The organism is Ciceribacter sp. L1K23, assembly GCF_018122705.1.
In the GTDB taxonomy this organism is placed as follows: Bacteria; Pseudomonadota; Alphaproteobacteria; order Rhizobiales; family Rhizobiaceae; genus Allorhizobium.
On record NZ_JAGRRC010000001.1, the window covers coordinates 3,693,805 to 3,717,311 of the forward strand.

25 protein-coding genes are annotated in these 23,507 nt (G+C 59.6%); 10 read left to right on the forward strand and 15 right to left on the reverse strand.

Annotation, left to right across the window (positions count from 1 at the left end; all coding sequences use genetic code 11):
- Positions 1–26: 26 nt before the first annotated feature.
- From phnC to phnG, 8 genes are all read right to left on the reverse strand, one after another.
- Positions 27–884 (reverse strand): phosphonate ABC transporter ATP-binding protein, encoded by an 858-nt coding sequence (phnC, locus tag J5J10_RS17955; RefSeq protein ID WP_211931293.1) that lies wholly within the window; start codon positions 882–884, stop codon positions 27–29.
- Positions 885–1,000: 116 nt separating this feature from the next.
- Positions 1,001–1,615: a DapH/DapD/GlmU-related protein gene (locus tag J5J10_RS17960; protein WP_211930902.1), complete on the reverse strand. Its 615-nt coding sequence runs from the start codon at positions 1,613–1,615 to the stop codon at positions 1,001–1,003.
- Positions 1,612–2,319: a phosphonate C-P lyase system protein PhnL gene (gene phnL / locus J5J10_RS17965; RefSeq protein ID WP_211930903.1), complete on the reverse strand. Its 708-nt coding sequence runs from the start codon at positions 2,317–2,319 to the stop codon at positions 1,612–1,614. Before phnL ends, J5J10_RS17960 begins: the two co-directional genes overlap by 4 nt.
- A gap of 15 nt (positions 2,320–2,334) precedes the next feature.
- On the reverse strand, positions 2,335–3,111 hold the full coding sequence (phnK, locus tag J5J10_RS17970) for a phosphonate C-P lyase system protein PhnK (RefSeq protein ID WP_211930904.1): 777 nt from the start codon (positions 3,109–3,111) through the stop codon (positions 2,335–2,337).
- On the reverse strand, positions 3,108–4,001 hold the full coding sequence (locus J5J10_RS17975) for an alpha-D-ribose 1-methylphosphonate 5-phosphate C-P-lyase PhnJ (protein ID WP_211930905.1): 894 nt from the start codon (positions 3,999–4,001) through the stop codon (positions 3,108–3,110). The genes phnK and J5J10_RS17975 overlap by 4 nt, the downstream gene beginning before the upstream one ends.
- Positions 3,998–5,104, reverse strand: coding sequence for a carbon-phosphorus lyase complex subunit PhnI (locus J5J10_RS17980; RefSeq protein ID WP_211930906.1), 1,107 nt, complete (start codon positions 5,102–5,104; stop codon positions 3,998–4,000). Before J5J10_RS17980 ends, J5J10_RS17975 begins: the two co-directional genes overlap by 4 nt.
- Before the next feature lie 3 nt (positions 5,105–5,107).
- Positions 5,108–5,716 carry a phosphonate C-P lyase system protein PhnH gene (gene phnH, locus J5J10_RS17985; protein ID WP_211930907.1) on the reverse strand — a complete coding sequence of 203 codons (609 nt, stop codon included), beginning with the start codon at positions 5,714–5,716 and terminating at the stop codon, positions 5,108–5,110.
- Positions 5,713–6,177, reverse strand: a complete 465-nt coding sequence (gene phnG / locus J5J10_RS17990) for a phosphonate C-P lyase system protein PhnG (RefSeq protein WP_211930908.1) — start codon at positions 6,175–6,177, stop codon at positions 5,713–5,715. Before phnG ends, phnH begins: the two co-directional genes overlap by 4 nt.
- Before the next feature lie 95 nt (positions 6,178–6,272).
- Between phnG and phnF the strand changes: the two genes are divergently transcribed.
- Entirely contained in the window at positions 6,273–7,013 is a 741-nt protein-coding gene (phnF, locus tag J5J10_RS17995) for a phosphonate metabolism transcriptional regulator PhnF (protein ID WP_211930909.1), read from the forward strand.
- A 15-nt stretch (positions 7,014–7,028) separates the two neighbouring features.
- Here the strand turns inward: phnF and J5J10_RS18000 are convergent, their stop codons facing one another.
- The 6 genes from J5J10_RS18000 to mepA form a co-directional block, all read right to left on the reverse strand.
- Positions 7,029–7,664, reverse strand: a complete 636-nt coding sequence (locus J5J10_RS18000; RefSeq protein WP_211930910.1) for a 2,3-bisphosphoglycerate-dependent phosphoglycerate mutase — start codon at positions 7,662–7,664, stop codon at positions 7,029–7,031.
- A gap of 20 nt (positions 7,665–7,684) precedes the next feature.
- Positions 7,685–8,509, reverse strand: a complete 825-nt coding sequence (gene dapB, locus J5J10_RS18005) for a 4-hydroxy-tetrahydrodipicolinate reductase (protein WP_211930911.1) — start codon at positions 8,507–8,509, stop codon at positions 7,685–7,687.
- A complete protein-coding gene (locus tag J5J10_RS18010) occupies positions 8,506–10,317 on the reverse strand; it encodes an ABC transporter ATP-binding protein (protein WP_211930912.1) in 1,812 nt (603 codons plus the stop codon). Before J5J10_RS18010 ends, dapB begins: the two co-directional genes overlap by 4 nt.
- Positions 10,318–10,428: 111 nt before the next feature.
- On the reverse strand, positions 10,429–11,454 hold the full coding sequence (locus J5J10_RS18015) for a glucokinase (protein WP_211930913.1): 1,026 nt from the start codon (positions 11,452–11,454) through the stop codon (positions 10,429–10,431).
- 25 nt (positions 11,455–11,479) lie between these two features.
- Complete coding sequence (locus J5J10_RS18020) at positions 11,480–11,860, reverse strand: methylglyoxal synthase (RefSeq protein WP_211930914.1); 381 nt, start codon at positions 11,858–11,860, stop codon at positions 11,480–11,482.
- A gap of 73 nt (positions 11,861–11,933) precedes the next feature.
- Entirely contained in the window at positions 11,934–12,968 is a 1,035-nt protein-coding gene (gene mepA / locus J5J10_RS18025; RefSeq protein WP_211930915.1) for a penicillin-insensitive murein endopeptidase, read from the reverse strand.
- A gap of 184 nt (positions 12,969–13,152) precedes the next feature.
- Between mepA and J5J10_RS18030 the strand changes: the two genes are divergently transcribed.
- The 8 genes from J5J10_RS18030 (at position 13,153) to J5J10_RS18065 (ending at position 22,372) form a co-directional block, all read left to right on the forward strand.
- On the forward strand, positions 13,153–14,979 hold the full coding sequence (locus J5J10_RS18030) for an extracellular solute-binding protein (protein WP_249116948.1): 1,827 nt from the start codon (positions 13,153–13,155) through the stop codon (positions 14,977–14,979).
- A gap of 154 nt (positions 14,980–15,133) precedes the next feature.
- On the forward strand, positions 15,134–16,225 hold the full coding sequence (locus J5J10_RS18035) for a microcin C ABC transporter permease YejB (protein ID WP_211930917.1): 1,092 nt from the start codon (positions 15,134–15,136) through the stop codon (positions 16,223–16,225).
- 1 nt (position 16,226) lies between these two features.
- Positions 16,227–17,366, forward strand: coding sequence for an ABC transporter permease (locus J5J10_RS18040; protein WP_208548095.1), 1,140 nt, complete (start codon positions 16,227–16,229; stop codon positions 17,364–17,366).
- Positions 17,363–18,991, forward strand: coding sequence for an ABC transporter ATP-binding protein (locus J5J10_RS18045; protein WP_211930918.1), 1,629 nt, complete (start codon positions 17,363–17,365; stop codon positions 18,989–18,991). The genes J5J10_RS18040 and J5J10_RS18045 overlap by 4 nt, the downstream gene beginning before the upstream one ends.
- Before the next feature lie 12 nt (positions 18,992–19,003).
- Positions 19,004–19,963 carry a glyoxylate/hydroxypyruvate reductase A gene (locus J5J10_RS18050; protein ID WP_211930919.1) on the forward strand — a complete coding sequence of 320 codons (960 nt, stop codon included), beginning with the start codon at positions 19,004–19,006 and terminating at the stop codon, positions 19,961–19,963.
- Positions 19,964–20,055: 92 nt separating this feature from the next.
- Positions 20,056–20,337, forward strand: coding sequence for a hypothetical protein (locus J5J10_RS18055; RefSeq protein WP_211931309.1), 282 nt, complete (start codon positions 20,056–20,058; stop codon positions 20,335–20,337).
- Positions 20,338–20,453: 116 nt separating this feature from the next.
- Positions 20,454–21,758, forward strand: a complete 1,305-nt coding sequence (gene pncB, locus J5J10_RS18060) for a nicotinate phosphoribosyltransferase (RefSeq protein WP_211930920.1) — start codon at positions 20,454–20,456, stop codon at positions 21,756–21,758.
- A gap of 158 nt (positions 21,759–21,916) precedes the next feature.
- The gene (locus tag J5J10_RS18065) at positions 21,917–22,372 is read left to right on the forward strand and encodes a carbon monoxide dehydrogenase subunit G (protein ID WP_211930921.1); all 456 of its coding nucleotides are present in this window, start codon (positions 21,917–21,919) and stop codon (positions 22,370–22,372) included.
- 11 nt (positions 22,373–22,383) lie between these two features.
- Here J5J10_RS18065 and J5J10_RS18070 read toward each other — a convergent pair whose 3' ends face one another.
- Complete coding sequence (locus J5J10_RS18070) at positions 22,384–22,971, reverse strand: YigZ family protein (RefSeq protein ID WP_211930922.1); 588 nt, start codon at positions 22,969–22,971, stop codon at positions 22,384–22,386.
- A 135-nt stretch (positions 22,972–23,106) separates the two neighbouring features.
- Between J5J10_RS18070 and J5J10_RS18075 the strand changes: the two genes are divergently transcribed.
- Complete coding sequence (locus tag J5J10_RS18075; RefSeq protein ID WP_208548101.1) at positions 23,107–23,268, forward strand: hypothetical protein; 162 nt, start codon at positions 23,107–23,109, stop codon at positions 23,266–23,268.
- Positions 23,269–23,507 lie beyond the last annotated feature (239 nt).

Consider the following 23,507-nt stretch of genomic DNA (forward strand, 5'->3'; position numbering starts at 1 on the left):
GCGGGCCTACGATCATGGCGCTTCTCTCAAGCCTCGGCGGCAGCCAAGGGTTGGAGTTTCGGTGATGGGTGATGGGACGCGACCTTCTGTGGCAGCGTCGCGTTGATGCTCGTTGAGGTGAGACTTTCGTCAATTCCGGCCCCGGTCGCATCCGTGCCGTAGATTTCCGCCACCGCGTCGCTGGTCAGCTCTTCGGGAGTGCCATCAAACACGACACGCCCCTTCGCCATGCCGATGATACGTTCGCAATAGGCGCGTGCAGTATCGAGCGTATGAAGGTTGGTGATGACGGTGATACCCTCGCGCCGATTGATGTCGTGGAGCGCGTCCATAACGATCTTTGCGTTCAGAGGGTCGAGGGAAGCGATCGGCTCGTCAGCGAGGATCATCTTCGGCGCCTGCATCAATGCCCGGGCAATGGCGACGCGCTGTTGCTGTCCGCCAGACAGGGTGCCTGCCGGCTGGAGAGCCGCCTGCTCGATCCCCAGGCGCTCCAGTGCCCCGATCGCCATGAGACGCTCCTCGCGCGTAAACATGTTGAGCAGGCTGAGTGCGGTGGATCGGTGATTGAGACGACCCAGCATCACATTCGTAAGCACGTCGAGACGCGGAACCAGGTTGAATTGCTGGAAGATCATGGCGCAGTCACGTTGCCAGTTGCGCAGCGCCTGCCCTCGCAGTGACGAAACCTCTAAATCTCCGAAGTGAATGGACCCCGAAGTCGGCTCAACGAGGCGATTGATCATCCGGAGAACTGTCGACTTGCCGGCGCCGGAACGGCCGATGATGCCGACCATCTGACCTGAGGGAATAGTGACGTTGATGCGATCGACCGCAGTGTTGTCGCCAAAACGGCGCGTCACATCTTTCAGCTGGAAGCGCATCATCCGTTCCCCTGTACTTTTTCGAACCGTTTCCACCTACGCGCGGTTGATGAAGTTCGAATGTCAGTTTTTTAACGGTATTGTGAAGCTTGCCAACATTTTGAAAGTAAAAGGGTTTATCGATATTTTTCGACGAACGCCTCAGCCGGAAGATCGCGAAAGTCGGAGAGCGCGGCCTGCAATTGGTCGTGGCTCCAATCCCACCAGGCAAGCTTGTCCATTTCTTCGCCCAACCCGGCGGCAAAACGGTCGCGAATGAGCTTCGCGGGCACCCCGCCGACGATGGTGTACGGGGCGACATCCTTGCTGACCACCGCGCCTGCGCCGATTACCGCGCCATTGCCCACATGTACGCCGGGAAGAATGGTGGCCCCGTGACCAACCCAGACATCGTGCCCGATAATCACCCGATTTTCCCGCCGCCACGCAAAGAAATCGGTGTCGTTGTCGGCGCCCTCGAAATAGTCGGCGGCACGATAGGTGAAATGATGGAGAGTGGCCCGCCATGTCGGATGGTTCGTCGCATTGATGCGTACGGACGCGGCGATATTGGCAAATTTGCCGATCGTCGCACACCAGACAGCACCGTCATGCATGATATACGAGTAGTCCCCCATCTCGACCTCGTCGAGGCGGCAGCGTTCAGAGACTTCCGTGTAACGACCGATCGTGCTGTTGGTGACGCGTGCGCTCTCATGCACATAGGGTTCGATGCCGAGCTTCCGGGTCATGCTGCAGCCCTGCGAGGCGAATACTGCGAAACATCCAGAATACGGTCGGCCACCAGTTCCCGCACTTCCTCGTCGTGGAAAATCCCAAGTAGCGCGACCCCCTCCTTCTTCTTCCGCCGGATCATGTCGACCACGACGGCGCGGTTGGTCGCGTCGAGAGAGGCGGTTGGCTCATCCAGAAGCAGAATGCGGTGATCGGTGATGAAGCCGCGCGCAATGTTGACGCGTTGCTGTTCGCCGCCGGAGAATGTGGCAGGAGGCAGGCCCCAAAGTTCGTGCGGGAGATTTAGGGAGGCGAGCAATTCGCTTGCTCTTTGCCGCGCTTCATCGCCCGAGACGCCCCGGGCGGTCAGGGGTTCAGCCACGATGTCGAGTGTTCCGACACGGGGCACCGTCCTCAGGAACTGGCTGACATAACCAAGGGTATTCTTTCTTATTTCCAGAACGGTGCGCGGATCGGCCGATGCCAGATCGACGATACGGCCACCATGCTCGATCAGGATCTGGCCGCTATCGACGCCATAGTTGCCGTACAGCATCTTGAGGATCGAGCTTTTGCCGATGCCCGATGGACCTCCGAGTACCACGCACTCCCCGCTCGCCACGGAGAAGGACACGTCGGAAACGACCGGCAGGCGAATACCGTCGCGCAGGTGCATCGTGAAGCTCTTGGAGACTTCGGAAACGACGAGGGGTGTGGCCATGGTGAAACTCCCGGCTCAGACTTGCAGGATCGAGGAGACGAGCAATTGGGTGTAGGGCTCGCGCGGGTCGTCGAGAACGCGGTCGGTCAACCCGTGCTCGATCACGTTGCCGTCCTTCATCACCATCATCCGGTGAGACAGAAGCCGAGCGACCGCCAGATCGTGCGTAACGACAATGGCTGACAGTCCGAGATCATGAACGAGACCGCGCACCAGATCGAGGAGTCTTGCCTGAACCGAAACGTCGAGGCCCCCCGTCGGCTCGTCCATGAAGACGAGGCGCGGACCGGTCACCAGGTTTCGCGCGATCTGCAACCTTTGCCGCATCCCGCCGGAAAAGGCCCGAGGCTGGTCATCGATCCGGTCGGTGCTGATTTCGACCCGCTCCAGCCAGTCGCTCGCGGTTGCACGGATGTTGCCGTAGTGACGTTGTCCGACCGCCATCAGCCGTTCGCCGACATTCGCGCCAGCGGAGACCGTCATGCGCAAACCGTCGGCCGGGTTCTGGTGTACGAAGCCCCAGTCTGTCCGCATCAGGAAACGGCGTTCTGCTTCCGTCAGGTGATAGAGTTCGCGGTAGTTTCCGTCCCGCATCTGGTAGTCGATCGAGCCTGTCGTGGGCATCAGCCGTGTCGAAAGGCAGTTGAGGAGTGTCGTTTTTCCCGACCCCGACTCGCCGACAATAGCCAGCACTTCCCCCGGCCACAGGTCGAACGAGACGTCCCGGCAACCGATCCTGTTTCCATAGAATTTGGATATGTTGCGGACTTTGAGAAGAGGCAGATCGTTCATTCGGCTGCGTCCTTGGTCTGTGCCAGCATCTCGCCGACATGCCCTTTGGCGCGGCGATCCTCGCAATGGTCGGTGTCCGAGCACACGAACATGCGCTTGCCCTTGTCATCGAGGATTACCTCGTCGAGGTAGACGTTCTCGGCGCCGCAGAGCGCGCAAGGCTTGTGGAACTTCTGGATCGTGAACGGGTGGTCCTCGAAATCGAGGCTGACGACATCCGTGTGTGGTGGAACCGCGTAGATGCGCTTTTCGCGACCGGCGCCAAAAAGTTGAAGCGCTTCGGATCTGTGCATTTTCGGATTGTCGAATTTCGGCGTCGGCGACGGGTCCATCACATAGCGGCCGTTGACCTTGACCGGATAAGCGTAGGTGGTGGCGATATGGCCGTTGCGTGCAATGTCTTCATAGAGTTTGACGTGCATCAGCCCGTACTCTTCGAGCGCATGCATCTTGCGCGTTTCCGTCTCGCGCGGCTCAAGAAAACGAAGCGGCTCGGGTATCGGAACCTGATAGACGAGAACCTGGTGTTCCGAGAGTTTCTCCTCGGGAATCCGGTGGCGTGTCTGGATGATCGTCGCCTCTCGGGTATGTGTCGTGACGGCGACGTTCGCGACCTTTTGGAAGAAGGCGCGGATGGAGACTGCGTTGGTCGTGTCGTCTGCGCCTTGATCGATCACTTTCAGGATGTCGTCTGCCCCTAGGATCGATGCCGTCACCTGGACGCCTCCGGTACCCCAGCCATAGGGCATGGGCATTTCCCGGCTTGCGAAGGGGACCTGATAACCGGGGATCGCGATAGCTTTAAGGATCGCACGGCGGATCATCCGCTTTGTTTGTTCGTCGAGGTAGGCGAAGTTGTAGGCTGCGAGTTCGGTTGCCGGCGCACTCATTCTGCGGCCTCCTTCATCGCGTCCGGCGCGGGCCGGCTGGCGTCATGTTTCGAACGCATTCGCCGCACGAGATCGAGCTCCGCCTGGAAGTCGACATAGTGCGGCAGTTTCAGGTGCTCGACGAAACCCGTTGCCTGGACGTTGTCGGAATGGGAAATGACGAATTCCTCGTCCTGTGCGGGGGCGACGATATCTTCTCCGAATTCCTCCACGCGCAGCGCCCGGTCGACCAGCGACATGGCCATGGCCTTGCGTTCGCTCTGGCCGAACACCAACCCGTAGCCGCGGGTAAACTGGGGTGGAGCCTTAGCGGACCCCTTGAACTGGTTGACCATTTGGCATTCCGTGACGCGGATACGCCCGAGCGAAACGGAAAAGCCAAGTTCCGGAATGTCCATTTCCACCTCGACCTCCCCGATCCGGACCTCTCCGACGAAAGGATGCGTCCGCCCGTAGCCGCGCTGCGTGGAATAAGCGAGCGAGAGAAGAAAACCCTCGTCGCCGCGAGCCAGGGCCTGCAGCCGGAGATCGCGCGTCATCGGAAATTCGATGGGCTCGCGCGTGATGTCACCGGCCAGGTGGTCCTCCGGCATGTCACCATCGCTTTCGATCAAACCCTCCTGTGCGAGGATTTCCGATACGCGCATGGCTGGTTCCGGCAGATCGGCACGCTGGACGGGCTCGTCAACGTCACTGTCTTCGAGCAAGGAAGGATCGAGGAGGCGGTGGGTGTAATCGAAGGTCGGTCCGAGCAATTGGCCGCCCGGAAGATCCTTGTAGGTCGCCGAAACCCGCCGCTCGATGAGCATGGTGCCGGTATCGACCGGAACCGTATAGCCAAAGCGTGGCAGCGTTGTGCGATACGCCCGCAACAGGAAGATCGCCTCGATCAGGTCGCCCCTTGCCTGCCGGATGGCGAGGGCGGCAAGAGACCGGTCGTAAAGCGAGGCTTCGGCCATGACGCGGTCGACAGCAAGTCCAAGCTGCTCGACGATCTGCTCGATTGTCAGCGCGGGCAGCAAACGGTCGCCGCGGCGCCGATCAGCGAGGAGACGGTGGGCATTGGAGATCGCGGTCTCGCCCCCTTTGACGGCAACATACATTCGTCATTGCTCCCTAGCTGTTATGGTGCAGGTGCGCGGCAGGCAGACAAATTGCGCTCCGCAGGTGAGAATCACGTCGACGCCCCGTGGAAACTGGGCGCGATTATCGGCCCAGCTTCGAACGAAGGTCTCCGGCAAAGGACCGGGTGCAATGGCATGGGTGTCCTTAATGCCCGGACCGCGCAGTGTCAGGGGGATGCCGTCAGCGAGTTGCGCCACTTCAACGATCAGGGTCGTAGACCGGTCTGGATATTCCTGGGTGCCGGTTGAAAACAGTCCGAAGGGGGGAAGAGCCGCCCCCAGTTCGAAGAAGGCAAAACGCGCCTCTGTCTTCTCGCGCGTCAAAGGCGCTCCGGTATGAAACCCCAGCCATTCGCCGAAGACCGACTTGCCCAGAGCTGAACTCATCCAGATCGTTGTGTCATGGTCGCAGAGGCAAAGTGCGACGGCCCCGGCCGCCACGCCCACTGGTGGCGGTGGAGCTACCTGTGTCGCCACGGTCTGTAGGGTTCCCGGGCGCGCCATTCCATCCATCAGCGCACGGAACACGGTCTGGGACTGGTAGACGGGCTCGCTGAAACCGCCGGTGAATGCGTCGGTCTTGGGGATCATTTGTCCTCTCCGCGAACCATGGTGAAGAAATCGACGCGCGTGGCCGCGGTCTCCTCCTGCTTCTTGCGGTCTTCCGCCTCGAGGCGCGCGGCCACCGTGGCCAGCAGCGCTTCTACCAACGGATTTGTCTCCGGCTTTTGCCAAAGCGCGTCGAAGACCGCCGCCAGACGCGCCTTGGTCTTTCCCGTTCCAAGTGTCTGACCGTGCCCGACCGTGCCGCAGGTCAGGCGGATCGTCGCCCGGCTTACCGTCGCTTCGCCGAGGTTGAAGGCTGCACCTCCACCGCCGATCCTGCCTTTGACCATGACCAGACCGGTTTCAGGTCCGCGAAGCATGCTCACCTCCGGCTTCGGTTCCAAGCCATCCCAGGCAAGTTGCAACTCCCTCGATGTGGCCTTCGCCAGCAGCGCTACGATGCGTTTGCGGGGCGGCTCCGTCATTCCTTCCGCTGGAAGCTCCATCGATCGCTCCTTGCTTTCCGACAAATGTCTATTTATATAGACAACTACACATCTTATTCTTTCCTTCTACGTTTGGCGAGTGACAAGAGTGTGACATGGGGCCAGTGAGAACAGTGCAGAGACAGAATGGCGTGGCGCTATGGCGCCAGATTGCGGACCGGATCCGCGTTTCCATTGCCGAGGGGCGGTATGACGAGACGGGTATGGTCCCGCCGGAGGCAGCACTCGCCGAGCAGTTCGGCGTCAATCGACACACGGTACGCGCCGCGCTCGCAGCACTCGGACAGGAGGGTATCGTCAGGCCCGTTCAGGGGCGGGGGACGCTGATCGAAAGACGCGAACGTTTCTCCTTTCCGATCTCCCGTCGCACCCGCTTCACCGAGGGCATAGGCGAGCAGGCGAGGGAGATAGAGGGAATTCTTCTGTTTTCGGAGGTGGAGGCGGCGACGATTGAAGTCGCCAAATCGTTGGAATTGGAACGGTTGGCGCCAGTCCTGAGGATCGAAGCGCTCCGCAAGGCCGATGGTCGCGCCGTTTCGACGTCGACCAGTTGGTTTCCCATGCCGCGATTCGAGAATATGGGTGATGCCTATAAGCAGACCGGCTCGATCACGCGGGCCTTCGGACTGTGCGGATTAGAGGACTACGTCCGTGCCAAGACGGAAATAAGCGCCGCCCATGCCGAACAATCGGACCTGGCGGCGCTGGGCTTGGCTCCCGGAGCTATCGTTCTAATGACGAAGGCTCTCAATACGGATCTAGACGGTGTGCCGGTTCAGTACGCGGTAACGCGGTTCCCCGCAGACCGTGTGCAACTGACCGTCACCAATGGATAACGGCCAGCCGCCGACTCAGTGAGCGCCAGACATGTCGCCCAGCACATCCTTGGATGCGACCGTCGAATCGGCATTGAGCCTGTAGACCATCGGAACGCCCGTCGCCAGGTTGAGCTTGAGGATCTGCTCCTTGCTGAGCTTGTCGAGCACCATCACGAGCGATCGAAGGGAATTGCCGTGCGCTGCGACGAGTACCTTCTCTCCACGCAGCACTCGCGGAAGGATTTCAGTGAGGTAGTAAGGCCAGACGCGTGCGCCGGTGTCGCGAAGGCTCTCGCCGCCCGGCGGCGGAATGTCGTAGGACCTGCGCCAGATATGAACCTGCTCCTCGCCCCATTTCTGACGGGCATCGTCCTTGTTGAGGCCGGACAGATCGCCGTAGTCACGTTCGTTCAGTGCCTCGTCACGGATTGTAGTCAGGTCGGACTGGCCAACATTGTCGAGAATGATCTGGCACGTCTTCTGGGCCCGGCTGAGCACCGATGTATAGGCCACGTCGAACTTGATGCCATAGTCGGCAAGCGCCTTGCCGCCGGCATTGGCTTCCTGCACGCCGAGCTCCGTTAGGTCAGGGTCACGCCAGCCGGTGAACAGGTTCTTGAGATTCCATTCGCTCTGGCCGTGACGGACGAGAACCAGGGTGCCGCTCATAGGGATCCTCCAAGGATATGTCAGTGGGATGATGAAAGCCCGAGCACGTCGAGCATTGAATAGAATCCAGGTTTGCGGTCGCGCGCCCATAACGCCGCTTTAAGCGCTCCGCGGGCAAAGATTGTGCGGTCTCCCGCATTGTGTGAAAGCGTCACGGTTTCTCCTTCGCCAGCGATGATGACAGAATGATCGCCGATCACCGATCCGCCTCTCAGCGTCGCAAATCCGATCGATCCCGCCTCGCGGGGCCCCGTATGTCCGTCGCGGACCCGCACGGAGTGGTCCGTTAGATCGATGTCGCGTCCCTTGGCGGCGGCTTCCCCAAGCAGAAGTGCAGTGCCTGACGGCGCGTCAACCTTGTGCTTGTGGTGCATCTCGAGAATTTCGATGTCCCAACCGGCGGCATCGAGCGCCGTGGCCGCCTGCTGTACGAGAACCGACAGCAGATTGACACCGAGACTCATATTGCCGGATTTGACGATCCGCGCATGCCGCGCCGCTGCGGCAAATCTTGCGTCATCGTCACTGCTGCATCCGGTGGTGCCGATGACGTGGACGATACGAGCCTGGGCGGCTAGCACTGAAAATTCTACAGAGGCCGCTGGTGACGTGAAATCCACGACGCCGTCGGCTGCCACAAAGGCAGAAAGCGGATCGTCTGTTATCACGACGCCAATCGGACCAAGCCCCGCGATCTCACCAGCATCTCTGCCGATATGAACCGAACCGGGCCGTTCGATTGCGGCGTGTAACTCGGTATCGGGTGAGGCGTGGATGAGGCGGATGAGCGTCTGGCCCATCCGGCCGCCGGCTCCGACCACAACCAGTTTCATGGCCTGGGTCATTTATTCTCACCTCCCGTCGGCATCGTAACGTCGTGAACGGACGTCGCCTGCAGCTTGTTGAGGCGAGCGTAAAGTCCGTCGGCGCGGCGCGCAAGGTCGTCATGAATACCCTGCTCGACGACCCGACCGCCTTCCATCACGATGATCTGGTCTGCGTTCACGACCGTCGAAAGCCGGTGCGCGATAACGACAACGGTGCGTCCGCCCATGGCTTCGTCCAACGCCTTCTGAACCGCAGCCTCCGATTCGGTGTCGAGCGCGGATGTCGCCTCGTCGAGGAGTAGGATCGGCGCGTTTCGCACCAGCGCTCTCGCGATCGACAGTCTCTGGCGCTGTCCTCCTGAGAGCGTCAGCCCGTTTTCGCCGACAGGCGTATCGTAACCCATGGGCTGAGCCATGATAAAATCGTGCGCATAAGCGTGTTTTGCCGCGTCTTCGATCTCGGCGTCTGTCGCATCCGGTCTGCCATAACGGATATTGTCTCGGATCGTGCCCTCGAAGAGGTAAGGCTGCTGCGAGACATAGGCGATGTGGCGGCGAAGCGAGGCTTTGGTCACGTCGGCGATGTTTTGGCCATCGATCAGGATTTCTCCCTGGCCGGGATCATAGAAGCGCGGGATGAGCGTGATGATCGTCGACTTGCCGGCACCAGATGGTCCCACGAGCGCCGTGGTTCTGCCCCCCTCGGCCACGAAGCTGACGTCCTTGAGGATCGCGTTCTCACCGTAGGCGAAACCGACGTGCCGAAACTCGATCCGTGCTTCGCTGACAACGAGATCCCTGGCGTCCGGCTTGTCGCGCTGATGCGGCTGGGAGTCGAGTATCTCGTATATCATCCGGGCATTGACGACGGCGCGTTCCATCTGCACCTGCAGCTTTGCAAGTCGCTTCGCAGGCTCGTACGCCATCAACAATGCGGCGACGAAGGAGAAGAAGGCGCCGGGCGGAACGCCGCCATAGATCGAGCGAAATGCGGCATAAGCCAGCACGCTGGAGATCGCGACGCCCGCGAACGTCTCCGTGATCGGCGATGTGCGCTCGCTGAGCCTTGCAATCCTGTTGGATCGATTTTCCGCAGCCGTGATGACACCATCGACCTTGCGGGTCAGTTCGGCTTCCATCGTGAACGCCTTCACGATCGCGATCCCCTGGATCGTTTCCTGCATCGCGCCAAGAACGCGGCTGTTGAAGATCACGGATTCGCGGGTCGCGCTGCGCAGGCGGCGCGAGATGTATCGGAGGGCCCACAGTAGCGGTGGCGCGACGACGAAGACGATCAGCGTCAGTACCGGATCCTTGAGCAGCATCACCCCGATCAGCGCGATCAGCGTCAGCAGGTCGCGTGCCATTGAAGTGACCGTGAGGTTCAGGACATCGCGTATGCCGTTGATGTTCTGGCTTACCTGGGCCGAAAGGTGGGCCGAGCGGGCATCGGTGAAATAACCCACCGAGAGGTTCATAAGATGTGCGAACAAGCGCCGCTGGTAACGTGCAACGATGTTGTTGCCGATCTTGGCAAGAGCCACAGCCTGTCCGTAGGATGCGAAGCCGCGCAATACGAAAGCGGCAAGGATAGACCCGCAGATCAGCCAGACAACGTCAGCCCTCCGATTGGCGAACGCCTCGTTGACGACGGCTTCCATGATCCATGCGGTGAACGCCGTTGTGAGTGCCACGGTCGCCAGACAGGCGATCGCAAAGGCGTATCCGCGCCAGTGATCGCGTCCGTTCTCTGATACAATCCGCCTCAGAACCGCGCTGACGCTGTCGGGGTCGATCGCCGGGACCTTCTTTGTCTGGGCAGCCAATACGAAGACTTTCTGAATTCGCTTTCATGGAGGAACGCGCCGATCTGGCGCTAACCTCGCGGCTCTATAGCCATTCCCGTTGGCTTTGACCAGCGTTGCGCATGCCGCGCGTCACGACGAGCGCCAACGGCGGCCTTCGGTGGCGAGGCCGAAACTGGACGGCGCTCGCGCATAGGCGGCAAGCCCCGAAAGTGCCGCCTGGGGATGGGTCACGATGAAGGTCGGAATGGATTTCATCATGGCCGAGTGAGGTGCCTTGTCTTCGAACGCCGCGCGGAATTGATCCGTTGTAAGTGCCCTGGCGATCTTCTGTGAAATGCCCCCCGAAAGATAGACACCGCCACGCGCCATGAAGATCAGCGCAAGATCACCGGCAAGGCGTGCGAGATAGGTCACGAACAGGGAAATGGTTTCTTCAGCGGCTCTGTCTGTACCGGCAAGGGCGCGCGACGTCACATCCGCTGGATCGTGCCACTGTGGCTCAAGGCCGTCTGCCTTGCACACCGCCTGGTAGATGTTCACGATACCGCGTCCGCAGAGCAGCTGCTCCGCCGAAATCCGCCCCTCGATTGGCGCCAGATGAGGGAAAATTTCGAAATCGCGTTGGCTGCGGGGTCCGATGTCGACATGGCCGCCTTCGCCAGGCACTGGAAACCACGTGTCCTGCGCGTGAACAAGACCCGCGACACCGAGACCGGTCCCTGGACCCAGAACGACGCGCGACGCGACGGGGCTTTCCACATTATCGCCGATCGGCTGCCGGTACTCGTCTGGCAGCGTAGCCACGGCGAGCGCCTGAGCTTCGAAATCGTTGACGATGAGGACATCGGAGAAGCCCAGTCCGGAGATCATGTCCCTCGGCTTGACCACCCAGTCGCAATTGGTAAGCGGTATCTCGTCGCCCTTGATTGGCCCCGCCACAGCGAGAATAGCCGATTTCGGCCGTACCGGGGTTTTGTCGAGCACGCATTGTTGAATGGCTGCGTCGATCGTGGCGAAATCGGCCGTATGGACGTTCGGGAACTGGTTCGGCTCCGCCTGCGCATCCGCGAGCAGCCAGAAACGCGCATTGGTGCCGCCGATATCGCCGATGAGGATCGGGAAGGGTGGGTTTTCTAGGTTGTGAGATCTGGGCATAGGGGCGTCCAAGCGGCGAATCGGTTCAGCGAGTGGCGTGGGCGATCATCAGTTCGGCTGTCGCCCTGTTAAGCGCCATGGGAATATCATAAACGGTTGCCAGTCGCATAAGTGCCTTGACATCGACATCGTGCGGCATGGCGGTCAGGGGATCGACGAAGAAGATCAGCATGTCGATCTCACCAGTCGCGATGAGCGCGCCTATCTGCTGATCTCCGCCAAGGGGGCCGCTTTTCATGCGCTGAACGGACAGGCTGGGGCAGGCCTGCTGGATCCGCCCACCCGTGGTGCCGGTTGCCACGATCTGCCATCCGGCAAGCACCGCCTCGTGCCTGTGGGCGAAGTCAGCGAGATCATCTTTTTTCTGATCGTGCGCGATCAGCGCAATAGAGGGTTTCCCTGCCATCGTTCCCCGCAGCCGGCCAGCCTTAAATCGATTTGATCACGTCTATATCAACATCGTGACATTTGGAAAGCGTTCACTCGTCGCCGGAAGGACGAGCCATCGGTATTGGAACTCTGGCCGGCAAATCGGCGAAGGTTGAAACTGCACCAGCACCAATGGCAGCGACGGTCGGCGTAAACCCGTTGCCCAACGTGACCTCCGCTTCGCTGGCGGGGCCTGGCGCATCGAGAACGCGGGCGCAAGCCTTCGGCAGATCCGCAAGCCTCGCAGGCTTCGGTTTCGGTGCGGGCTTGGCATTAGGGTCTTTTTTGGGCGGCGCCCACGGTTCGTCGGTGAACCACCATGCGAGGTCCTTGCCGCATCCGTCGCCGGCGGGAACGGCCGCCTGTTCCTTGCAGCCGGCGGAATCGGCCGGGCACTTTATCCGGACGTGAAAATGGTAATCGTGACCATAGTAGGGGCGTACCTTGCCGAGCGCCGAACGCTCTCCGCTCCAGGTTTCGCAGAGCTTCTTCTTGATCGCCGGGTTCACGAAGATGCGTTCGACCTCGGGATAGCTTGCGGCGCGCATGATCACCGCCGCGTGCGCCGGAGTCCAGATACTGGGATCGACGGTGAGGAAGGTATTCTTTTTCAGCATCGAGGTCGCCGAAATATCCTCACGCTCCTTTGCCGACAGCGTTCGTGATGGCATCGGCGTAAGCCAGATGTCAGCATCCAGACCAACCTGATGCGACGCATGGCCAGACAGCATCGGCCCACCCCGGGGTTGAGAGATATCACCGAGTAGAAGTCCGGGCCATCCATCATATTGGGCAGCGTCGCGTGAAAGACGCTCGAGCAGGGAGATCATCTGCGGATGTCCCCAGCGGCGGTTGCGGGACAGGCGCATGGCCTGCCAGGTCGGTCCATCGGTCGGGATTGCGACGGCGCCGCTGATGCAACCCTTCGAATAGAAGCCATAGGTCTCGGGCGTCGAACGGCTGGGAAGTTTCACCGCGCCGAAAAGCTCCTTGGCAGGCTTCTCGGTTGCTGTGCTTGCGTCAACCGACGCCAGCACCGATGCCGCAGCCAACAGCACCGTCATGATCGTTTTGTAGACGCCCATTTGTTGCCCTCGTTCTCATCAAAACCGCGGGTTGCCGCCTCCGCCGATTTGGTCGGAGTGTATCGCGAAATCACACAACGGTGAATCCGATTGCGCGACTACGGTTCAGAGATGGCTGTTTTTTGACGAATTTCTCCCTATCCTGTCCGTAACAAGAAACAGCAAGGGGATGAGCATGATGGACATGCGCCGCCTGGCGATCGTGATTTTCGCGTGCCTGATCGTACCCTCGACGGGCTTCTCCCAGGAGAAGACCTGGTATCACGGTACATCGATCGTCGAACCCGTCAAATATCCTGAAGGGTTTGCCCATTTCGACTACGTCAACGTCGATGCCCCCAAGGGTGGTGACCTGCGATTGTCGGCAAGCGGCACCTTCGATACGTTCAATCCGGTGCTAGAAAAAGGCGAGTTGGCATCGGGGTTGTCGCCGAGGCTCTCGCTCGTCACCGAGACGTTGATGAAGCCGTCGCTCGACGAGATCGATGCCGAATATGGGCTTCTTGCCGAGGCCGTGCACTATCCTGACGACTACTCGTTTGCCACCTACCGTCTGAGGCCTGAGGCAAGATGGGCGGATGGTCAGCCGGTCACACCGGAGGATGTCGTTTTCAGTTTCGACCGCTTCAGGGAACTGACCCCCGAGTACGCAGTCTACTATGCCCACGTCATGAAGGCGGAAAAGACCGGTGAACGCGAGGTCACGTTCACGTTTGACGAAAAGAACAATCGAGAGCTTCCCAAAATCATCGGCCAGCTCGACATCGTGCCGAAACACTGGTGGGAGGGGACGGGCAGCGACGGCAAGCCGCGTGACATCATGCGCACGACGCTTGAACCGGTTATGGGTTCCGGCCCTTATCGGATCGCCGATTTCAAGCCTGGCGCTTACGTCCGATACGAACTGAGGGACGACTATTGGGGCAAGGATCTGAACGTTAACATCGGCTATCACAACTTCCGGACGGTCACCTATACCTACTATGCCGATCTGGACGTGGAATTCGAGATATTTCGCGCCGGCAATACGGACTTCTGGCTTGAAAACAAGGCGATGCGTTGGGCCAACAGCTACGATTTCCCGGCTGTCGCCAACGGCGACGTGAAGCGCGAAATGATTGAGAACGACTATCGGTCCTCGGGCGTCATGGTCGGCTTCATTCCCAATATGCGGCGCGACAAGTTCAAAAACAGGCAAGTGCGGCAGGCACTGAACTACGCGTTCGATTTCGAGGAACTGAACAAGACGCTGTTCTTCGAACAATACAAGCGGATCGACAGCTATTTCTATGGCTCCGATCTCGCATCGGTAGGCCTGCCCTCCGGCCAGGAACTGCAAATTCTGGAGCAGTACCGGGATAGGATTCCGCCGGAGATTTTCACTGCTCCATATAAAAATCCGGTTGCCGGTGATCAGACCAGACTACGCGAGAATCTTCGCCGGGCGATCGTGCTGTTCCGTGAGGGCGGCTATGAAATCCGCAACGGCCGGATGACGAACACGAAGACGGGGGAACCCTTCGTCTTCGAAATTCTGTTGGGCGGACCAACGATTGAGCCCGTGGCGCTGTCATTTTCCGAAAAGCTGCGTCAGATCGGCGTCGGAGTCAGTGTCCGCGTGGTCGACCAGGCGCAATACACCAATAGGGTTCGCTCGTTCGACTACGACGTTATCTATCTCGGATGGGCCCAGTCGCTTCATCCCGGAAACGAACAGCGGGACTACTGGGGATCGAATGCAGCGACGCGCGAAGGATCCCGAAATTATGCGGGTATCAGCGATCCTGTCGTCGACGATCTCATCCAGCAGATCATCTTCGCCAAGGACCGCGACACTCTGGTCGCCACAACCAAGGCGCTCGATCGTGTTCTCCTTGCCAACGCCTATGTTGTCCCGAGCTACACGCTGAGGGCTTCCAGGCTTGCCTACCGATCCTGGTTGCAGCATCCCGAAGAACTACCGACCTATTCCAACGGTTTTCCCGACATATGGTGGGCGAAAGCGCAGTGATGGCAACAGCCACTTGCGTCTGCTGCGACGTCGGCTACCAATGCGGGGAGCGAATCGAACGCGGTCTGCGTGGACCCAGCGGAAGGGGCAATATTTTGGCGTGTAACTGTCGCGCAGGCGACGAACGGGCGACATGGTGCGGAGGTAGCCGCTGATGGGTGCCTATATCCTGCGTCGCCTGCTTCTGATGATACCGACCATGGTCGGCATCATGGGCATTTCCTTTCTGGTCATCCAGTTCGCGCCCGGAGGGCCGGTCGAGCAGGTGATTGCCCAGCTGACGGGTCAGGGCGACAGTGCCGACCAGCGTCTGTCCGGCGGTGGAGACCTTCTGAACCAGTTCGGTGCGGATGAAACGAGTTCGAAGTACCGGGGTGCTCAGGGTCTAGATCCCGATCTTATCAGGAAGCTCGAGGTCCAGTTTGGCTTTGACAAGCCGCCATTGACCCGCTTCCTTGACATGATGTGGGACTACATCCGGTTCGACTTCGGCGAGAGCTTCTTCCGGAACACCACGGTGATCGACCTGATCATCGAGAAACTCCCGGTTTCGGTGTCACTCGGCGTCTGGATCCTGCTGATTTCCTACACGATTTCCATTCCGCTGGGGATCAGGAAGGCGGTGAGGGACGGCTCGACCTTCGATATCTGGACCTCTGGCGTGATCATCATCGGCTATGCCGTGCCGAGCTTCCTTTTCGGTATCCTGCTGATTGTGCTCTTTGCCGGTGGCTCGTTCTTCGATTGGTTCCCGTTGCGCGGATTGGTGTCCGACAACTTTGCTGAACTCACCTGGTGGGAGAAGATAATCGATTACTTCTGGCATCTGACCCTGCCTTTGATCGCCCTGTCCCTTTCCGCCTTTGCGACCACGACGCTTCTGACAAAGAACTCGTTCATCGACGAGATCAAGAAGCAGTATGTCGTAACAGCCCGCGCCAAAGGTTTGTCGGAGCGTCAGGTTCTGTACGGTCATGTATTCCGTAACGCCATGCTGATCGTCATCGCTGGCTTTCCAGGCGCCTTCATCTCGGCATTCTTCACCGGATCGCTGCTGATCGAAAACATCTTCTCGCTCGACGGTCTGGGCCGGCTCGGTTATCTCTCGATCGTCAATCGGGACTATCCGGTGGTGTTCGCCACCCTTTATATCTTTTCCCTGATGGGCCTATTCGTCAGCCTCATCTCCGATCTGATCTACACGTGGATTGATCCCCGCATCGATTTCGAACGGCGGGACGTCTGACATGGCCGTGACCGATCACACTCCCGCTCTTGTGCCGCCGAAACGACCATGGCTGTCGCCCACGAACCGCCGGCGGCTGGAGAATTTTCGCGCCAACCGGCGTGGCTACTGGTCGTTCTGGATCTTCATGGTCCTGTTCGTTCTCAGCCTCTTCGCCGAATTTATAGCGAATGACCGGCCTCTCCTCGTCTCCTACAAAGGCGAGATTCTGGCGCCCGTTATCATCGATTATCCCGAGGAGAAATTCGGCGGGTTTCTTGCCGTAACCGATTATCGCTCCTCCTTCATCCGCGACGAGATTGAGGCGAACGGATGGATGGTGTGGCCACCGATCCGCTACTCGTATCGCACGGTCAACTCCAACATCCCACATTCGGCGCCCACCGCGCCCTTCTGGTTGATGCCCGAAGAGCAGCGTTGCGCCGGCTACGCGCTGGGGGCGGAGGATCCCGACTGCGTCCTCGGCAATCTCAACTGGCTGGGTACCGACGATCAGGCCCGCGATGTTGCCGCGCGCATGATCTATGGTTTCCGGATTTCGGTTCTATTCGGGCTCATGCTGACGATCGCCTCCGCCTTTGTCGGGGTCACTGCGGGCGCCGTGCAGGGCTACTTCGGCGGAACGACCGACCTACTGATGCAGCGCTTCATCGAGATATGGTCTTCGATACCGGTGCTTTACATCCTGCTGATCATCGCCTCGATCCTGCCACCGGGTTTCTTCGTACTCCTGGGCATCATGCTCTTGTTTTCGTGGGTCAGTTTTGTGGGTATTGTGCGCGCCGAGTTCCTGCGGGCCCGCAACTTCGAATATGTGAATGCCGCCCGGGCACTTGGTGTCGGCAACTGGACGATCATGTTCCGCCATCTGCTTCCAAACGCCATGGTCGCCACTTTGACGTTCCTGCCTTTCATCTTGTCGGGATCGATTACGACGCTCACCTCGCTTGATTTTCTCGGTTTCGGCATGCCGCCGGGTTCTCCGTCGCTCGGTGAGTTGATTGCGCAGGGCAAGCGCAACCTTCAGGCACCTTGGCTCGGCCTCACGGCGTTCTTCACGATGTCGATCATGCTGTCGCTCCTGATCTTCGTCGGCGAGGCCGTTCGTGACGCCTTCGATCCGAGAAAGACGTTCCGATGACCGCGCCGCTTCTCTCCGTTCGCGATCTCTCCGTTCTGTTCGAGCAGGGTGGAAAATCGAACCTCGCGGTCGATCATATCTCCTTTGATGTCTCTCCTGGGGAGATTGTTGCGCTGGTTGGCGAATCGGGCTCCGGAAAGTCGGTGTCTGCCAATTCGATCCTGAAGTTGCTGCCTTATCCGGCTGCCAGCCATCCTTCAGGCGAAATCCTTTTTGAGGGCAAGGATCTGATGCGGATGTCGGATCGCGAACTTCGCGAAGTACGTGGCAACGACATCACCATGATCTTCCAGGAGCCGATGACTTCGCTCAATCCGCTTCACACGATCGAGAAGCAGATCGGGGAAATTCTCGCGCTACACCAGGGGCTCATCGGCCAGCAGGCAAGGGCACGCGTCCTCGAACTGCTGAACCAGGTCGGCATCCGCGAACCGGAAAAGCGGCTCGCCGCCTATCCCCACGAACTGTCCGGCGGCCAGCGCCAGCGCGTCATGATCGCCATGGCGCTTGCGAACCGTCCGAAACTGTTGATCGCCGATGAACCGACGACAGCGCTGGATGTGACCGTCCAGGCTCAGATCCTCGAGTTGCTTGGGCGCTTGAAGGCCGAGCATGGCATGTCCATGCTCTTCATAACTCACGATCTCGGTATCGTGCGGCGGTTCGCGGACAAGGTCTGCGTCATGACGAAAGGGCGCATCGTTGAGGCCGGACCGGTCGAGGAGATTTTTGGCGCTCCGAAACATGACTACACGCGACACCTTCTGGCATCGGAACCCCGCGGCGAACCGCCGCCGCTGGACTCCTCGAAGCCCATCGTGATGGAAGGCCGGGACCTCAAGGTATGGTTTCCGATAAAGTCGGGCTTCCTGCGCACGGTGGTTGATCACGTCAAGGCAGTCGATGGCGTTGATCTGACGCTGCGCGCGGGCCAGACCCTGGGCATTGTTGGCGAATCCGGATCTGGAAAGACGACCCTCGGTCTTGCTCTGGCACGTCTCATTTCCTCCAGGGGCCGGATCGTATTTCTAGGTCAGGAGGTTGATCGCTTCTCCTACAAGGAGATGCGACCTTACCGCGACCGTCTCCAGATCGTGTTTCAGGACCCTTACGGTTCTCTCAGCCCTCGAATGTCTGTCGGCGAAATCATTGCCGAAGGTCTGAAGGTTCACGAGAGGAACCTGTCGTTCGAGCAACGCGACGAACGCGTCTGCTGGGCGTTGCAGGAGGTCGGTCTTGATCGGGACACCCGCTGGCGGTACCCACACGAGTTTTCCGGCGGCCAGCGCCAGCGCATTGCAATCGCCCGCGCGATGGTGCTGAAACCACGATTCGTGATGCTGGACGAGCCCACATCGGCGCTCGACATGAGCGTCCAGGCCCAGGTCGTCGATCTCTTGCGCGATCTCCAGCAAAGGCATGATCTCGCCTACCTGTTCATCAGCCATGACCTCAAGGTGGTGAAGGCGCTTGCCAATGAGGTCATTGTCATGCGCCATGGCAAGGTCGTCGAACAGGGACCGGCCTCCGAGATATTTTCGGCGCCCAAGCAGGATTACACCCGTGCCCTGATGGCCGCGGCCTTCGATCTGAAGCCGGTCGATATCGCCGGTATCAGCCAATAATCTGGAGTTCTCATGTCTTTGGGTGCGGTTCTCGTCGATCTCAAATTCTCCCGTGACGCGGTAAAATCCGCGCTTGACGGGGCCTTCGCGGGCCGCGAGGTCGTCGATCTCGGCGACGAGGCCAATCAGGGTCGCGATCTCTCCGGCATACCTTACGCCGTTTTGTGGAAGCCTGATCCGTTCCTCTTGGAGAGGGCGAAAGATCTGAAGGTCATCTTCTCAGGCGGCGCCGGCGTCGATCACATCCTGTCGAACTACGACCTGCCCGATATCCCGATTGTCCGCTTCGTCGACCGCAGCCTGACGGATCGGATGAGCGAATGGGTTGTTCTTCAGTGCCTCGCCCATCTTCGGCGTCTGCCGGACTATATCCGGCAGCAACGGTCAGCGGTGTGGTACGATATCGAGCCCCAGCCGGAGGCGCGTGACGTCACTGTCGGAATCATGGGGCTTGGCGTCCTTGGACTTGATTCTTTGCGGAAGCTGAAGGTGATGGGTTTCAACGTCATCGGATGGTCGAGGGGAAAGAAACATATCGAGGATGTCGACACCTATGATGCGGCCAGCCTAGAGGCTTTCCTCGGCAAAACCGACATTCTCGTCGGCCTGCTGCCGCTGACCTCGGAAACGAAAGGCCTCTACAACGCGAGGCTTTTTTCGCGGCTTCGGCAGGGTGGCGCGCTCGGCAAGCCTGTCTTTATCAATGCCGGTCGTGGCGGTAGCCAGGTGGAGGCCGATCTCGCGAAGGCATTGTCGAGCGGGATATTGGGTGGCGCCTCCCTCGATGTCTTCGAGCGGGAACCCCTTGGTACTGACAGTCCCCTCTGGGCATTTGACACCGTGATCATCACGCCGCATGCGGCGGCGTCATCCGATGTCCAGGCGCTGTTCCGCCACGCCGAAAACCAGATCGCCCGGTTCGAGCGAAGTGAAAGCCTCGAACATGTCGTTGACAGAAAGGCAGGCTACTGAGGTTTTCGAAGAACGGGAACTTCTCCGTCTCAAGCCCGTTGCTCAGGCATTGAAGGCCGCAAAGGCCCTGTTGAGAGCAAAGGAGCGGAACCTTGAACACACGAAGCGAGAGCCCGAAGAAAACCTATCCGGAGCGCCGCGAACATCCCGCCACACCGACGGAAGCGCGGCAGGGCTCCATCGGACGACCGGTCCTGATCGTCCTTCTCGGGGGACTCATCATCGCCATGCTGGTATGGATTCCCGCGGAATGGTGGGGAAGCAGCATCGCGCCGCCGGAAGAGAACGCGGTCGAGCAGGCCTACCCTGAAAACACCATTGAGCAGCAGCCGAGCGCGCAGGAGCAGCGCACGCAGCCCGAGGCTGGAAACTGATCCGTCTCCCCGGCCCTTGCTATAGACTTTCGTGCAAAATGTTTTGATAACGGGCGTCCGAAGCGGGCGCCCGTTTGGCCGCGTCTTAATGTCCTGATCCGGAGGCGGGCGACCACATGACGAAAACCGATATCGCGTCGCGCGTCTACAATCATACTTGGAAGCTCGATCCGATCGTTCGTAGCCTCATCGATACGGACTTCTACAAACTGTTGATGCTCCAGATGATCTGGAAGCTCTATCCCGAGGTGGATGCCACTTTTGAACTGATCAATCGCACGAAGACCGTGCGGCTCGCCGACGAGATCGATGAACAGGAACTGCGCGAGCAACTCGATCATGTGCGCACCTTGAAGCTTGCCAAGAAGGAGATGATCTGGCTCGCCGGTAACAGCTTCTATGGCCGGGCACAGATCTTCGAACCGGAATTCCTCGCTTGGCTGTCGAACCTGCAGCTCCCGGAATACGAGCTCTCCCGCAAGGACGGCCAGTACCAGCTGGAATTTCGCGGTAAGTGGATGGAGACGACGCTTTGGGAGATCCCGGCTCTCGCGATCATCAACGAGCTGCGCAGCCGTGCAGCGATGCGGTCGCTAGGCTTCTTCACCCTGGACGTTCTCTATGCACGGGCCAAGGCGAAGATGTGGGAAAAGGTCCAGCGTCTCGGCGCATTGCCAGGCCTCAGAATTTCCGATTTCGGCACTCGCCGCCGCCATAGTTTTCTGTGGCAGCGCTGGTGCGTCGAGGCGTTGAAGGAGGGTATCGGACCGGCCTTCACCGGCACCAGCAACGTCCTCCTTGCAATGGACTCCGATCTCGAGGCGGTCGGGACCAACGCCCATGAACTCCCGATGGTCGCGGCGGCACTCGCGAACAATGACCAGGAACTCGCCGAGGCTCCCTACAAGATCTTGCAGGACTGGAACCAGCTTTACGGCGGCAATCTTCTGATCGTTCTGCCGGACGCGTTCGGAACCGCCGCGTTCCTCAAGAACGCGCCCGAGTGGGTGGCGGACTGGACCGGGTTTCGCCCGGACAGCGCGCCGCCGATCGAAGGCGGCGAGAAAATCATCGCGTGGTGGAAAAAGATGGGCCGCGATCCGCGTCAGAAGCTGCTGATCTTCTCCGACGGCCTGGATGTCGATGCCATTATCGACACCTATCGCCATTTCGAGGGGCGCGTGCGGATGAGCTTCGGCTGGGGGACCAACCTCACCAATGATTTCGCCGGATGCGCACCAACGGAGAACGCTGGTCTCATGCCGATTTCCATCGTTTGCAAGGTAAGCGAAGCGAATGGGCGACCGGCCGTCAAGCTTTCCGATAACCCCCGCAAGGCGACCGGCGACGCAGCGGAGGTCGAACGCTATCTCCGCTTCTTCGGGGCCGAGGAAAGGGTGGAGCAGGTGGTGCGGGTCTGAACCCGCGTGTTGGTGATCGCTGTTCCTATGTCTATCAGGCTTTCCTGAACTTCCTATTGCGCTCTCCTCTCCGACCATAGAAATATGAAGCCGGAGATCGAGAACCATGACGCGTGGAGGCATCATGGTTCTGACGAGAGGACGAGGGAGGATATATCATGGATATGAGTGGAACAGAGCGCATCGAGGCGCCTGTCGAGAAGGTCTGGCAGGCGCTGAATGATCCGGAAATCCTTCGGCAGGCGATTCCCGGCTGCGAGAGCCTGGAAAAGACATCCGACACCAACATGACCGCCCGCGTCGTGTTGAAGGTTGGCCCGATCAAGGCAAAGTTCGAGGGTGCGGTCGAACTTCAGAACCTCAATCCGCCCACGTCCTACACCATCTCCGGGGAAGGCAAGGGCGGCATCGCAGGCTTTGCAAAGGGGGGCGCGGATGTATCGCTGCAGGCCGACGGGCCGGATGCCACGATTCTCACCTATGCGGTGAAGGCCGAGGTCGGTGGCAAGATCGCACAGCTCGGCAGCCGCCTAATCGATTCGACGGCAAAGAAACTGGCTGGTGAGTTCTTTGCCAAGTTCGGCTCTCTGGTCGGTGGAGAGGCGGCCGTATGAACGGCTTCCGCTCAGTCCGGATCTGATAGAAAGACCCGACCGCCCGTGAGATCTCCGACAAGTTTCCCGATCTTCTCAAGCCGGCCGGTTGGAATTTCGAGCAGAAACGCAGCGCCGTCAGCCGCGTAGGTTTCCCCCGATATGGTGGTATCGGGAAGGGGAACGAGGCGAGCCTTTATTGTCGCGATATCGCTGAAGCTCCCTGTCACGCGACGAACCACGGTAGGAACGATTTCGATGGTGTCGGCGGCCCTGAGACAGGCCGCTGCAGTTCCGCCATAAGCCCGTACCAGTCCGCCTGTCCCGAGCAGAACACCGCCGAACCATCGCTGGACAATGACAGCCACACAGTCGAGTTCCTGTCCATCAATCGCCTGCAATATCGGCTTTCCGGCCGTTCCGCTCGGCTCGCCATCATCGTTGAAGCGATAGAGAGTGCCGACGCGATAGGCCCAGCAATTGTGGTTTGCTGATCCGCCCATGTGTGCCTGTATGAAAGTGCGTGCAAGTGCTTCGCTGGCAACGGGTGCGGCAACCGCTACGAACCGGCTTTTTCGAATCTCCTGTTCGAAACGATACGGCTGGCGCAATGTCCGCACGAACTTCCCTCAATCGGTGATCTTGCCTCTGCCCCGCTTTCGCCATGCCTGTCGACCATGGTCAAGCCCTGCGCAAGCCAGGTGACTTAGCCAAGGCATGAAGAGGCGACAACGAGCTAGGCAGGAGACCACGGAATGCCCATCGACCCCGAGCTTTTCCGAGAACAGCAGGAAACGGCGATCGCACGCATCCTCGCGGAAAACAGGGCCGATGAACTCACCGACATGCTTGTCGAAAGCCTGTTCGAGACCCTGCGTCTCCTCGACGAGGATCTTTGCGGCGACACCGTTCACTGATTCTCCTCGGTCGCATTGGTCGACCGGCTGTTTGCCCCGGATGATCGTAACAACGCCTGGCTGACGTCCAACGCCTCAGTTTGCCGTGATATCGGCTCACCTCGCCTCACGCGATGACATTCTGAAATTATGATCTTTATTGTCCGACCTGAGAGATAGGTGACGTTTTGTACCGAAGACATGGGTAACACTTTTTGCCTTTTGGCGGGAGGTGTTGATGCCGTGGAGAGAGATTTCGG